Origin of the sequence: Nocardia uniformis NBRC 13702 (assembly GCF_001613345.1) — a bacterium.
Lineage (GTDB): Bacteria > Actinomycetota > Actinomycetes > Mycobacteriales > Mycobacteriaceae > Nocardia > Nocardia uniformis.
Genome location: NZ_BDCE01000070.1, coordinates 113,945 through 125,997, shown reverse-complemented (window position 1 = coordinate 125,997; position 12,053 = coordinate 113,945). Strand labels below are relative to the sequence as shown.

The window sequence follows — 12,053 nt, the reverse complement described above, 5'->3', positions numbered from 1 at the left end:
TCCGCTGCTCGAGGGGACTTTCGGACCTGTCAGGTGATTCCGGTGCGGCTCAGGCTGGAGAGATGATGAGCGACAATGTGATCGAAGCCGTCGGCTTGACGAAATCGTTCGGCCGGACCCGGGCTCTCGACCGTTTGGACCTGAGCGTGCGGGCCGGGGAAGTGCACGGTTTTCTCGGGCCGAACGGGTCCGGCAAGACCACGACCATTCGGATTCTGCTGGGACTGCTGCGCGCGGATTCCGGGACCGTGCGCATGCTCGGTGGTGACCCGTGGGCGGACGCGGTGTCGTTGCACGCCCGGTTGGCGTACGTGCCCGGCGAGGTAACCCTCTGGCCGGGTATTACCGGCGGTGAGGTGATCGACCTGATGGGCCGGTTGCACGGCGGCCTGGACCCACGGCGGCGCGCGGAATTGCTGGATCGGTTCGATCTCGATCCACGCCAGAAGGCCCGAGCGTATTCCAAGGGGAATCGGCAGAAGGTAGCCCTGGTCGCCGCCCTGGCCTCCGATGCCGAACTACTGCTGTTCGACGAACCGACGGTCGGACTCGACCCGCTCAAGGAGGTCGAATTCCAGTCCTGCGTCAAGGAATTGACGAGTCAGGGCCGCACGGTGCTGCTGTCGAGTCATATTCTCGGCGAGGTGGAGGCGCTGTGTGACCCGGTGAGTATCATCCGGCACGGGCGCACGGTGGAGAGCGGAACACTGCGCGAACTGCGCCATCTGACCCGAACCACGATCCAGGTGGAAACCGTCCGTCCGGCCGCCGGTCTGGCCGACCTGAAGGGTGTGCACGACCTCGTCGTCATCGGTGACCAGGTTCGATTCGATATCGAGACCACTGATCTCGACCCGGTGTTGCGTGCGGTGGCCGCACTCGGTGTGCGCGAGATCATCAGTACACCACCCACTTTGGAAGATATCTTCTTGCGTCACTACGGTGGCGAAGCGGTGGCGGCCGTCGGGGCGCCGTCATGATCGGATCGCTGGTCGTGCGGGACCCACTTCGTGAACTCACCGCCGGTGTCGGCACCCTCCTGCGTTTCGCGCTGCGGCGCGAACGGTTCACGCTGCCGTGCTGGGTGCTGGGGGTCGCGCTGCTGCTGGCGTCGCAATCGGTGGGCAGTCAACGCCTGTACGAGACTCCCGCACAGCTCGCGCGGCTGCGGGAGACGATGGGCGGCAATGCGGCCATGGTCGCCATGGGAGGTCCGGCCCGGCTACTCGAGACCATCGGCGGCGAGGTGCTGTTCGAGGTCTTCGCCTACCTCGCCATCGTGATCGCGCTCATGAATATGTTCGTGGTGGGCCGCCACACCCGCACCGACGAGGAATCCGGGCGCGCCGAGCTGATCCGCTCCGCCCGGGTGGGGCGTCGCGCCCCGGTGGTCGCCGCGCTCACCCTCGCGGCTCTGGCCGATTTCGTGGTGGCGGTGGTGATTTTCGCCGTCGCGGCCGGAACCGGACTGCCGGCGCACGGATCGCTGCTCCTCGCGATCGCATTGGCCGGGCTCGGCATCACCTTCGCGGCGCTCACCGCGGTCGTTGCCCAGCTGTTCGAGTACCCGCGTGGCGTGTACGGATCGGTCTCGCTCCTACTCGCCGCGGCCTATGTCCTGCGCGCGGTCGGCGATGTCGGCGACGGCACGCTGTCGTGGTTGTCGCCGATCGGTTGGGGGCAGCGCAGCTATCCGTACGTGGACAACCGCTGGTGGCCGGTCGGGTTGTTCGCCGGTGCGAGCGCGGTGTTGATCGCGATCGCGTTCATCCTGTTGGAACGCCGTGACTTCGGGGCAGGTCTGCTGCGCCACGGAACCGGTCGATCGACCGCGTCCTGGGCCTTCCGCTCGCCGCTGGCGCTGGCCTGGCGGATTCAGCGTGGTTCGCTGATCGGTTGGTCCGCGGGTGTTTTCGTGCTCTGCGCCGCCTACGGTTCCTTCGCCGACAGTATCGAGGAATTCCTCGCCGACTATCCCGAGATCGCCGCCTACCTGCCCGGTGGGATCGCCGATGCCGTCGATGCGTATCTGGCACTGAGTCTGTCGATCGGTGCGCTGCTCACCGCCGCCTACGCGATTGTCATTGTGCTGCGGGCGCACACCGAGGAGGTCACGGGCCGGGCGGAGCCGATCCTCGCGGCATCCGTGGGCCGGATCGGTTGGTTCGCGGGCCATCTGAGTGTTGCCCTGATCGGCAGTGCGGCGGTGCTGGCCGCCGGAGGTATCGGGGCCGGACTGTCGTACGGCCTGGCCATCGGTGATCTCGGCCAGGTGCCGCGGGTGACCGGCGCGGCCCTGGCCTATCTGCCCGCCGTCTGGATAGTGATCGCCGTGGCGGTGGCGGCCTACGGCATCCTGCCCCGGGCCGTGCCCGCCATCGCCTGGGCGTTCTTCGTCTATTGCCTGGTAGCCCTGCTGTTCACCGAATCCTTCGATCTACCGGCCTGGTTCGATGACGCGTCCCCGCTGAGCCATACTCCGCGCGCACCCTTGGAGCAGGTCGGCCCGGGCGTGGTGCTGACTCTCCTCATGATCGCCTCAGCGGGCATCGCCGCCGGGCTGGCGGGTCTGCGCCGCCGCGATTTCGGAGGTTGAGCGCCGCCGGGTGTCGACGTCGGTTGTCCGTTCTGGGCTGCCGATGTCGACTACCGTGAGCACGGACTGCACTGCCGTCAGCACACCTACCTCAATAGAACAGACCTATGCGGTCACCGTATGCACGGTGACCGCATAGGTCCGCAGTCCGGTCGAGGCTGGCGAGCGCCGAGTGGATACGTGGTCAGATCTGCGGCGCGGTCAAGCCCTCGGCGAGCAGAATGCGGTGGGCCTGCTGTGCGGCCGCCGCTCGTGCGGCCTCGTCGCCGCTGGTGCCGGGCAGGTCCTCGAGGCCGCGGGTGAGTACCGCCACCGCCTCGCTCAGGGCGCGAAGCCGAATATCGAGTTCCTCGACCCGCTCGGCCTCACCGGGGGTGAATACCGCGGCGGCCGCGAAGACGCCGGCCAGGTCGACGCCCAGCAGCACATGCCGGAGTGCGACCGGCAGCTGGGCGAGAACATGATCGAGCTGTCCGGGGGAGAACAGCTGCGCGAACGCGTCGGTGACCGCACCGGCCAGTGCCGCGGCCTCGTCGGCGGAAATACCCGCCTCGTGGGCGAATTGGCTGATGAAGGAGGGCACGTCGTGGGCGACCGGGACGTGGGCGGGTATCCAGCCCTCGTAGAAGATGCCGCGCAGCATTTCCGGTAGCTGCGCGCTCAGGTGTGCGGCCGCATTGACGCTCAGGCGGTCGCGCACGGTATGCAGCCAGGCGCGGATCGCGCGGTGGGTGAACGCGTGGTCGCTGGTGCCCAGGTCATCGGCAACGGCTTTCAGCCAGATGTGTGCGGTGTGGACCGCCGGTGCCAGCGGGTCACGGTGTTGGGACATGGTCGACTGCCTTTCAGGGTTGGACGGTGGCGGATTTCGGGTGCGGCAGCCGCAGACCGCGGCCGATATCGCCGGTCCAGACGCGGATGGCGGTCCAATCCCGGAGGTCGCCGTAGCGGCCGCCACCCAGCAGTCGGTAGAGGATGCGGGCGGGCAGTGAGACGCCGACTCGTTCGTAGTGTCCGGCGAATGCCTGATATTCGCGCGGGTGTATCGAATCCCGGGTCGCGGCAATGTGTTTCGGTACGATGCGGGCCACGCGACGGCCGAGCCTGCCCCGCAGCGCGGGACCCACCCCGACACTGAACAACCAGACGTCACGGGCCAGGAGTTCGTCCGTGTGCGAGCGGATGTACTGGGTCGCGGCGGGCAGGAGATCCATATTGTGTACGGCACTGCCCAGCACCACCGCGTCGAAGCGGGACAGATCGGGTGCGTGGTCGATATCGGCCAGCTCGACCGTGGCGCCCCGGGCGATCAGTTCGTCGCTGATGAACTCGGCGATATCTCGGGTCGATCCCTGTGCGGTCGCATAGATTACGGCGATACGCCTCTTCTCGGTTTCCATGGATCCAGCCTGCTCCCGGGACCACCGCGATCATGAGAGGCGAGGTGCCCACGACCTCGGGACGATGGTCACCGGTCCGAGCGGCGGGTGGCCCTGTCGGCTCGGCGCAGGGTCTCGGTACCCCACCACATCAGCCCGGCGGCTATGGCCATGTATTCGACCAGGGCCAGGTAGACCAGTGCTGTGCCATAGGCGTCGGCCCACCCGGGAAGTCGGCCCGGGAGGAGGATGACCGCGCTCACCATGGTGAGGCCGATCAGCGTCGCCGCTTCCGCCAGTGCGCGCGGCTCGGTCTCACGAGATGTGGTCATGATCAACAGCATGGCCACGCCCGCCACCAGCGGGGAGAGTCGTAGTGCCCTGAGGTCGAGGGACCAATGACTCGGTCGGGTGTCAGACCCGGTGGGGCCGAGCGGCTGATCCCGCGCGCAGCTGGGAAGCCAGTACGGCGGCTTGGGTGCGGCGTTCCATACCGAGTTTGGCGAGTAGCCGGGATACGTAGTTCTTGACGGTCTTCTCCGCGAGGAACATGCGTTCGGCGATCTGCCGATTGGTGAGGCCCTCACCGAGTAGGTCGAGTAGTTTGCGCTCTTGTTCGGTGAGTCCCGCGAGGGGTCCGTCGGGCTCGGTGCTGCGGCGGAGCCGGGCCATGAGCGCCGCCGCGGCGCGGTTGTCGAGCAGTGAGCGGCCGGAGCCGATCTCCTTGATGGCCGCGGTGAGTTCCATACCCTTGATGTCCTTGACCACGTATCCGCTGGCCCCGGCGAGTATGGCGTCGAGCATGGCCTGTTCGTCGGTGAACGACGTCAGGATCAGGCAGCGCAGATCGTCGAGGGTGGACAGCAGGTCCCGGCAGAGTTCGATGCCGTTGCCGTCGGGCAGGCGCACGTCGAGGACGGCGACATCCGGTCGCAGGGCGGGAATGCGGGCCATGGCCTGGGACACGCTGGCCGCCTGACCGATCACGGTCAGTTCCGGATCGCTGTCGATCAGGTCCACCAGACCGCGACGGACGATCTCGTGGTCGTCGACGAGAAATACGTTGTACATGACGGCCGTCCCAATTCGCAGGTGTGGCCACCGTAACCCGCTCCAGGGTGCTGGAGTACGGCCGAAAGTCACCTCTATTCCTCCGATTCTAGTCCCGTTCGACAATGTCGACGGTGACCTTCGGTTCTGGGGCGGGACCGGGCGTGGCGCGCACGATCAAGGCATGACAGGGATCCGATTCCACACCCCGCGGAGGCTGTCGTGACCACGCGAACCAGCGCGACCACGAAGTACGAGACGTCCGGATTCGGCTCGTCGGCGGTCCTCTTGCGTGCGCCGCGACCACGGTCGAGCCTGCGGCGGCGCTGGTTCGTCGCCGTCACACTCGGTGAGCTGCTGGGTTTCGTCGCGCCCGCGGTAGTGGGGGTCCTCCTCGTCGCCGATGGCCCACCGGCGGCGGCAGTGGTGGCGCTCTTGCTCGCCGCGGTGATCCAGGGCAGTGTGCTGGGTTGGTTCCAAGCCGGGGTGCTGCGAAAGGAACTGCGCGGGTTCCACAGTCGCGACTGGATCGTCGCCACGATCGTCGGCGCGCTCGTCGCGTGGACGATCGGGCTGGTGCCGATGCTGTACGGCGAGCAGATAACCGACTGGCCGGTGGCGATACAGGCGCCGGTGATAGCGCTCGGCGCGATCGTGATGGTGTTCGCTCTCGGTGTGACGCAGTGGTTCGTCCTGCGGAACTGGACCAATCGCGCCGCATTGTGGATCTGGGCCAGCGCTCTCGGCTGGATCGGTGGGCTGGCGGCCTTCGCCGCGGTCACCACGCCGCTGTGGCAACCAGGGCAGCACGCCGTTCTTTCGATCGCGATCGGTGGACTCGGAGGCGTCGCCATGGCCGCCGCGATGGCGTTCGTGACCGGTGCGTTCCTCGTGCCCATCCTGAACCCCGCCCATGCGGTGCGGCGGTGAGGTCTTTCGGCCCCCCGCACGGTGACGATCGACCGCATACCGACCACTTGCTCCATTCCTACCGTTATGGGAGCGACGCAGCTCACTCCACCACACCGCCTCGGAGGCCGATATGACCGCACAGCATTACGACGATCCGCATCACCTCGCCTCCGCGCCGGTTGTTGTCGGTGTCGACGGGACGACCGGCTCGGATATCGCGCTGCGCTGGGCCGCGGAGTACGCGAAGCGACACCGTCGCTCGCTGCGGCTCGTGCACGGTCTGGAATTGGTGGGGACCATCCGAGTGCTGGGCACCTACGCGGTGGTGACCCCGGCGTTGACCGACCTGGTGCGCGAGAACGGACGCCGAACGATCGCGCACGCGAAAAAGGTTGTCCATGAGATCGATCCGAATCTGCGGTTGTCGATCTCGATGTCCGCGGATACCGCCTCGGCGCTGTTGATCGAGGAGAGTGAGACGGCGTACGCGACCGTGCTCGGCGCGACCGGCGACCTCGGCACCCTGGCCCACCTGGGCTCGACACTGTTGGCGGTTACCGCGCACGGGCACGGGAACGTCGTAGTGGTGCGACCGGATCCTGCCGAGGACAATACGATTCGCGACAGCGGCCCGGTCGTGGTGGGAATCGATGGGAGCCCGGTGAGCGAGTCCGCGATCGAGGTCGCGTTCGCCGAGGCCGCCGCGCGCGAGTGTGAGCTGGTCGCCATTCACACCTGGGTGGATCGGGATTTCGGTGCCTTCGCGGGGAGCGACACCTACCTCGTCCCGGAAGCCGAACGCGCGCAGTGCGAATGGGCGATCCTCGGCGAGCGGCTGGCGGGCTGGCAGGAGAAGTATCCGGACGTCACGGTGATCCGCCGGGTATATCCGTCGGGTCCCGCCGCGCGTCTGCGGGTCTGGTCGGAAACGTCGCAGCTGGTGGTTGTCGGCAATCGTGGCCGCGGTGGGTTCCGCGGTCTACTTCTCGGCTCGACCGCGAATTCCCTGGTGCAGCATGCTCATTGCCCGGTCATGGTTGTCCATCCCGGCGTGTGATGGCATCGCCCGATGTACACGGGGCCGTCGGTATCAACATGACCGGTACCGACGCGCCCGAGACCGCCGCGCGCACCGTCTGTGCCCGGCCCGGGAGCAGTCGCCGCGACCAGCCGAGAATGATCAGGTCCGCCTCCGCCTCGGCGACCGTGACAACATTCTCGCCGGGCGCCCCGCTGCGTAGCGTTACGGTGGGCGGTGGTGACCCGTCGAAATACGGTGTGCACCAGCGGGCCCGGAATTCGCACTCCCAGGCGGCACGGGCATGCGCCGCCTGATCCCAATGCGGTGGCACCGTACTGCGGTCGAAGACGTGCAACACCACGATCTCGATACCGGCGGACCGGAACAGCCGCACCGTCTGCGCCACCGCGTGCGCGGACTCCTCGGTGCCGTCCAGGGGAACGAGCACCCGGGCAATTCGCCCCGGGTGTTCATTCGCCCGTACTCCGGTCGGTACCAGCACGATTGGCTTCGGCGATCGTTCGACGATTTCCCACGCGGTGTCGTCGAACGCCAGTACCCCCAGGACCACATCAGGAGCTTCCAGTGCGGCGAGGAATTCGTCGTTGGCGGTTGCCGCGGTCAGCACCCCGCCGCCGACGATATCGGCGAGTGCGTCGGCAATCCTCGATGTCTGGTCCGATGGACGCAGCAGAATCTCAGGCATGGTGTCGTTCTTTCGCTGTGGCCCAAGGGTGTTGGTGTCGACGGGACGGCCCGGTCACATGGGCGACATGGGCGGAAAGACGCCCTGTTCGTGCAGCCACATCATCAGTGTGTGCAGCACCTGGTGCAGTTCCATCATGATCGTTCACCTCCTCGAACCATTGTCGATTTGTCGGATACCCCACGATGCGCGGAAGCCGGGTGTGGAAACAGGGTCGGAGGTCCTCGTGTCGGAGGTTTCTTGCACCGCGGGGGCGGACCTGTAGTCGAATGGCCTTGCGGCTGGAGATATGTCCCCCTGGACGCGGGGCCGGATAGCGGAAGGGCCCGTGATTCGGGGACTTTCGGCCGTCTCATCGGTCGCCAACCGCGCCGATGCTGGTGTCATACCGCCCGACTCCGACCAGTGAGCTGAGTATGCGATGAATCCGACTTCCGAACCGTTCGCTCAATTGCGGGAAACGCACACAGGTCTGGTGCTGCTGTACGGCGACCGGGCCTACAAGACCAAGAAGCCCGTCGTCACCGACTTCCTCGATTTCGGGACCGTGGCGGCCCGGGAACATGCTTGTGCCCGGGAGCTGGAACTGAACCGACGTCTCGCACCGGACGTCTACCTCGGACTCGCGCATCTGAGCGACCCGGAAGGCGGGCCGAGCGAGCCGATCGTGGTGATGCGCCGGATGCCCGAGTCCAGCCGACTGTCGGCGCAGCTCGATGATGGTGCTGTCGCTGCCAGCGGATTGGCTTCGCTGGCCGCGATGGTGGCGAGCTTCCACGGTAAGGCTCGCCGCGGGACCGATATCGACCACGCCGGAACGCCGGAGGCGCTGCGCGGACGCTGGCGGGTACTGCTGCACAGTCTGCGCGAGCAGCCGCCCGGCGCGATCGATTCGAATCTGCTCGACCGGGTGCAGCGCCTGGCGCTGCGCTACCTCGACGGCCGCGAGCCGCTGCTGGCTCGGCGCATTGCCGAGGGATATATCGCCGACGGGCACGGCGATCTACTCGCCGAGGACATCTTCGCCCTGCCCGACGGCTTCCGCATTCTCGACTGCCTCGATTTCGATGACGAACTGCGCCATATCGATTGCCTCGACGATGCCGCGTTCCTGGCCATGGATCTGGAATTTCTCGGCCACCCCGAACTCGCCGCCGGCTTCCTGAACGACTATGCGCGCGAGACCGGCGATACGGGCCCGATGTCGTTGCGCCACCACTACATCGCGTATCGAGCCACGGTGCGTGCCAAGACCGACCGCATCCGCGCCGGACAGGGTGCGGCGGCGTCGGCCGAACGCGCCGCGCGTCACCTGGCACTGGCCGAACGGCATCTGAGCGAAGGCGCTGTGCGGCTGGCGCTCGTCGGTGGGCTGCCCGGTACCGGAAAGTCCACTGTCGCGGCAGAGCTCGCGGCCGCCACCGGTGCGCAGGTGCTATCCAGTGACACCGTGCGCGTGGGATTACGCGCTGCGGGTGAAGTAGCCGGTTCCGGCGGGACCTTCGGTGCGGGCGCATACCGCCCCGCGGAGAAGGCTCGGGTGTACGCGGAACTACTGGACCGGGCTCGGGAGCTACTCGAACAGGGCGTCTCGGTGATACTCGACGCCAGCTGGACGGATGCGGCCGAACGCGCCCGCGCCGCCGACCTCGCCGAGCGAACCGCATCCGACCTGGTGGAACTGTGCTGCGAATGCCCTCGGTCGCTGGCGGCCGAACGGATCGGAGCTCGGCGGCCCGGGGATTCGGAGGCCACCGTGGCGGTCGCCGATTCGCTGGCCGCGGTCGCCGATCCCTGGCCTTCCGCGACCGCGCTCGGTACGGCGAACCCGCTGGCGGACACCCTGGCTGTGGCCCGCCGGATCTGGTCCCAGATCTGATTCGAGCACCGATCTGATTCGAGCACCGAGCCGCGGGCCGGAGTCGGCCCGCGGCTGCACGGATTGCTTGTTGTGACTCAGGAGGATTCGGTCAGCACCAGTGCCTGACCCGCGGTGGCCCCGCCGTCGAGGACGAATTCCGAGCCGGTGGAGAAGGTGGCCTCGGTAATCAGGAAGCGCACCATCGCTGCCACCTCCTCCGGTTCGCCGAAGCGAGGCAACGGCTGTGCCGCCGCGACAGAGTCGGGCATGCCGGCGGTCATCGGCGTGTGGATGGGCCCCGGATGCACCGAGCACACGCGGATACTCGCGGAACCGAGTTCCACCGCCGCGGCCTTGGTCAGTCCACGCAGTCCCCATTTGCTCGCCACGTAGGCGCCGATCCCCGCGTAGCCGGTCAATCCGGCGGTGGAGGAGATATTGACGATCGCGCCACTGCCGGCGGCGCGCATGCGCGGCACGGCCAGGTGCATGCCCAGCCAGGAGCCGTACAGATTGACGTCGACGACGTGGCGGAACAGCGAGGGGCTTTGGGTTTCGATGCTGCCGAAGTCGAGGATTCCGGCATTGTTCACCAGCACTCCGAGCGGCCCGAACTCGGCTTCGGCATCGTCGATTACCCGTCGCCAACCGTCCTCGTCGGTGACATCGAGGTGTCGGAAGATCACATTCGGCGCGAGGTCCGCGGCGAGCGCGGCACCGTCGTGATCGAGCAGATCGGCGATCACCACACCGAGGTGTTCCTTCGCCAATTCGGCCACGATCGCCGCGCCGATCCCGCGCGCGCCGCCGGTGACAATCGCACTCCTACCCTGAAAATCGGCCATGGCCATATCCTTTCGGTTCGTTGTGCTGCGTGTACCTCTTCAGCATGGCGCGCGCAGTCGCCGCGTATGACGGCCGAAAGTCACCGAAGTGCCGGGTCTATGGAATCTTCTGGTGGGTCCGGGAGTACGGCACCGTCGAGCTATGGCATTCACACAAGAGGTACGAGAAACGAGCATTCAACAGGCCGTCCTCGCCCTGCTGTCCGGATTCGTGTCGGTGTGGGCGGTGGCGGGTGCGGTGGGGTTGGCGGGCGGCGGTATCGACCTGGGCGCGGTTGTCGTCGAGCGACTTCCGTATGACAGCCCGGTGCTCGCGGGACTGGCGCTGGCGCTGGTGGTAGCCGTTCCCATGGCCCTCACCTCCGTCCTCGCCGCGCGCGGTGATCGCCGCGCCCCAGCACTGGCGATCGGTTCCGGTGGTCTGCTGATCGTCTGGATCGTCGTGCAGGTCTCCACCATCCGCACCGTCAGCTGGCTGCAACCGCTGTGCGTGGTGCTCGGTCTCGCGGTGCTGGTGCTCGGCGTGATCTGGCGCCCGCGACCGGAATAGTCCGGGTGAATCGACGGGCGTCGGGGCCGATGCGAAAGTGACCTTCGACCCATCGATACGGGCGAAAAGCCGGTACCCGCGCGGGAGCGTCCCGGACCAGACTCTATGCCATGACCCGCAGCGATACTCGGTCCTCGGTTCGCGTGCCGGACCACCCAACCATGCTGGCGGCCATGCGACTCACGGTTCGCGCGCCGTCGGTGCACAACACCCAGCCGTGGCGCTGGGTGTTCGACGGCGTTCGGTTGCACCTCTACGGCGACCCCGAGCGACAACTACCCGCCACCGACCCGCGCGGTCGGCAGGGGACCATCAGCTGCGGTGCGGCCCTGAACCACGCCCGCACCGCCTTCAGCGTCCACGGTTGGCAGACCGACGTCGTACGGCTGCCGGATCCGGAGGTCGCCGAACTGCTGGCCACCATCCGCTTCCATCCTTGGCCGGATTTGTCTCCCACCGTTACCGAACGCGCGCGTGCCATAGACCGCCGCCGTAGTGACCGCCTGCCGCTGCGCGACCCACGGGGCTGGGCCGAACTGTTGCCGAAACTGCACGATCTGGTGACCCCGCACGATCTCGTCCTGGACGTTCTCGGCCCGAACGATCGCGGCCGGCTGGCGGCGCTCTCCGATCGATCCGAGGCCGTGCGCCATTACGACAGGATGTATCAAGCCGAATTGGACTGGTGGGCAGGACATGCGGAGCAGCCGGATGGGATCCCGCCGGTCGCGCTGGTCTCGCGAGCCGAAGCGGCGCGGGTCGGCGTCGACCGCGTCTTTCCCGCACCCCGGAACGGCCTCCGCCGTCCCGGCCTGGTCGATCAGGCCCGCCTGGTGGTGCTCAGCTCCCACGACGACACCTCCCTGTGCTGGCTGCAAACCGGCGAGGCGCTGTCCGCATTGCTCCTCGAATGCACCGCCCACGGGCTCGCGACCTGCGCGCTCACCCACGTGACCGAACTCCCCGTCGACCGACGAGCCATCGCGGCCCTGATTCCGGGACGGGGGATTCCTCAGGTCGTGGTTCGCATCGGCACCGCGCCCGACGACGATGAACCGCCCCCACCGACGCCCCGCCGCCCGTTGGTGGACGTCTTCACCGAACTGCCCGCATGAACGACTCACGCCCGGCGT

Annotated in this window: 13 protein-coding genes; 7 read left to right on the top strand and 6 right to left on the bottom strand. The window is 67.4% G+C overall.

The window, feature by feature from the left end:
• The first annotated feature begins 62 nt into the window (after positions 1–62).
• Positions 63–980, top strand: coding sequence for an ABC transporter ATP-binding protein (locus tag NU1_RS26385; protein ID WP_067525360.1), 918 nt, complete (start codon positions 63–65; stop codon positions 978–980).
• On the top strand, positions 977–2,596 hold the full coding sequence (locus NU1_RS26380; protein WP_067525358.1) for an ABC transporter permease: 1,620 nt from the start codon (positions 977–979) through the stop codon (positions 2,594–2,596). Before NU1_RS26385 ends, NU1_RS26380 begins: the two co-directional genes overlap by 4 nt.
• Positions 2,597–2,780: 184 nt before the next feature.
• On the opposite strand, the gene NU1_RS26375 is transcribed toward NU1_RS26380, so the two are convergent.
• The 4 genes from NU1_RS26375 to NU1_RS26360 form a co-directional block, all read right to left on the bottom strand.
• Positions 2,781–3,428, bottom strand: a complete 648-nt coding sequence (locus NU1_RS26375) for a DUF2267 domain-containing protein (RefSeq protein ID WP_067525357.1) — start codon at positions 3,426–3,428, stop codon at positions 2,781–2,783.
• 13 nt (positions 3,429–3,441) lie between these two features.
• Positions 3,442–3,996 (bottom strand): flavodoxin domain-containing protein, encoded by a 555-nt coding sequence (locus NU1_RS26370; RefSeq protein ID WP_067525355.1) that lies wholly within the window; start codon positions 3,994–3,996, stop codon positions 3,442–3,444.
• Between the two features lie 68 nt (positions 3,997–4,064).
• The gene (locus NU1_RS26365; RefSeq protein ID WP_157553053.1) at positions 4,065–4,307 is read right to left on the bottom strand and encodes a hypothetical protein; all 243 of its coding nucleotides are present in this window, start codon (positions 4,305–4,307) and stop codon (positions 4,065–4,067) included.
• Positions 4,308–4,389: 82 nt separating this feature from the next.
• Positions 4,390–5,046, bottom strand: a complete 657-nt coding sequence (locus tag NU1_RS26360) for a response regulator (RefSeq protein WP_067525351.1) — start codon at positions 5,044–5,046, stop codon at positions 4,390–4,392.
• Between the two features lie 201 nt (positions 5,047–5,247).
• On the opposite strand from NU1_RS26360, the gene NU1_RS26355 reads away from it, so the two are divergent.
• Both NU1_RS26355 and NU1_RS26350 read left to right on the top strand, forming a co-directional pair.
• Positions 5,248–5,955, top strand: coding sequence for a hypothetical protein (locus tag NU1_RS26355; RefSeq protein ID WP_084521819.1), 708 nt, complete (start codon positions 5,248–5,250; stop codon positions 5,953–5,955).
• Between the two features lie 112 nt (positions 5,956–6,067).
• Positions 6,068–6,994 carry a universal stress protein gene (locus NU1_RS26350; protein ID WP_067525349.1) on the top strand — a complete coding sequence of 309 codons (927 nt, stop codon included), beginning with the start codon at positions 6,068–6,070 and terminating at the stop codon, positions 6,992–6,994.
• On the opposite strand, the gene NU1_RS26345 is transcribed toward NU1_RS26350, so the two are convergent.
• A complete protein-coding gene (locus tag NU1_RS26345; RefSeq protein WP_067525347.1) occupies positions 6,969–7,664 on the bottom strand; it encodes a universal stress protein in 696 nt (231 codons plus the stop codon). The two genes, NU1_RS26350 and NU1_RS26345, sit on opposite strands and share 26 nt — an antisense overlap.
• A gap of 421 nt (positions 7,665–8,085) precedes the next feature.
• Here NU1_RS26345 and NU1_RS26340 point away from each other — a divergent pair, with 421 nt between their 5' ends.
• Positions 8,086–9,543, top strand: a complete 1,458-nt coding sequence (locus NU1_RS26340; RefSeq protein ID WP_067525345.1) for a bifunctional aminoglycoside phosphotransferase/ATP-binding protein — start codon at positions 8,086–8,088, stop codon at positions 9,541–9,543.
• 77 nt (positions 9,544–9,620) lie between these two features.
• Here NU1_RS26340 and NU1_RS26335 read toward each other — a convergent pair whose 3' ends face one another.
• Positions 9,621–10,370 carry an SDR family NAD(P)-dependent oxidoreductase gene (locus tag NU1_RS26335; protein ID WP_067525466.1) on the bottom strand — a complete coding sequence of 250 codons (750 nt, stop codon included), beginning with the start codon at positions 10,368–10,370 and terminating at the stop codon, positions 9,621–9,623.
• Positions 10,371–10,512: 142 nt separating this feature from the next.
• On the opposite strand from NU1_RS26335, the gene NU1_RS26330 reads away from it, so the two are divergent.
• Positions 10,513–10,920, top strand: a complete 408-nt coding sequence (locus NU1_RS26330; protein WP_067525343.1) for a hypothetical protein — start codon at positions 10,513–10,515, stop codon at positions 10,918–10,920.
• A gap of 110 nt (positions 10,921–11,030) precedes the next feature.
• Positions 11,031–12,035 (top strand): Acg family FMN-binding oxidoreductase, encoded by a 1,005-nt coding sequence (locus tag NU1_RS26325; RefSeq protein WP_067525341.1) that lies wholly within the window; start codon positions 11,031–11,033, stop codon positions 12,033–12,035.
• The last annotated feature ends 18 nt before the right edge of the window (positions 12,036–12,053 follow it).

Coding starts and splice junctions, on each gene's coding strand:
- NU1_RS26385 (WP_067525360.1), top strand. CDS start 63: ATGATGAGCGACAATGTGATCGAAGCCGTCGGCTTGACGAAATCGTTC.
- NU1_RS26380 (WP_067525358.1), top strand. CDS start 977: ATGATCGGATCGCTGGTCGTGCGGGACCCACTTCGTGAACTCACCGCC.
- NU1_RS26375 (WP_067525357.1), bottom strand. CDS start 3,428: ATGTCCCAACACCGTGACCCGCTGGCACCGGCGGTCCACACCGCACAC.
- NU1_RS26370 (WP_067525355.1), bottom strand. CDS start 3,996: ATGGAAACCGAGAAGAGGCGTATCGCCGTAATCTATGCGACCGCACAG.
- NU1_RS26365 (WP_157553053.1), bottom strand. CDS start 4,307: ATGACCACATCTCGTGAGACCGAGCCGCGCGCACTGGCGGAAGCGGCG.
- NU1_RS26360 (WP_067525351.1), bottom strand. CDS start 5,046: ATGTACAACGTATTTCTCGTCGACGACCACGAGATCGTCCGTCGCGGT.
- NU1_RS26350 (WP_067525349.1), top strand. CDS start 6,068: ATGACCGCACAGCATTACGACGATCCGCATCACCTCGCCTCCGCGCCG.
- NU1_RS26345 (WP_067525347.1), bottom strand. CDS start 7,664: ATGCCTGAGATTCTGCTGCGTCCATCGGACCAGACATCGAGGATTGCC.
- NU1_RS26340 (WP_067525345.1), top strand. CDS start 8,086: ATGAATCCGACTTCCGAACCGTTCGCTCAATTGCGGGAAACGCACACA.
- NU1_RS26335 (WP_067525466.1), bottom strand. CDS start 10,370: ATGGCCGATTTTCAGGGTAGGAGTGCGATTGTCACCGGCGGCGCGCGC.
- NU1_RS26330 (WP_067525343.1), top strand. CDS start 10,513: ATGGCATTCACACAAGAGGTACGAGAAACGAGCATTCAACAGGCCGTC.
- NU1_RS26325 (WP_067525341.1), top strand. CDS start 11,031: ATGACCCGCAGCGATACTCGGTCCTCGGTTCGCGTGCCGGACCACCCA.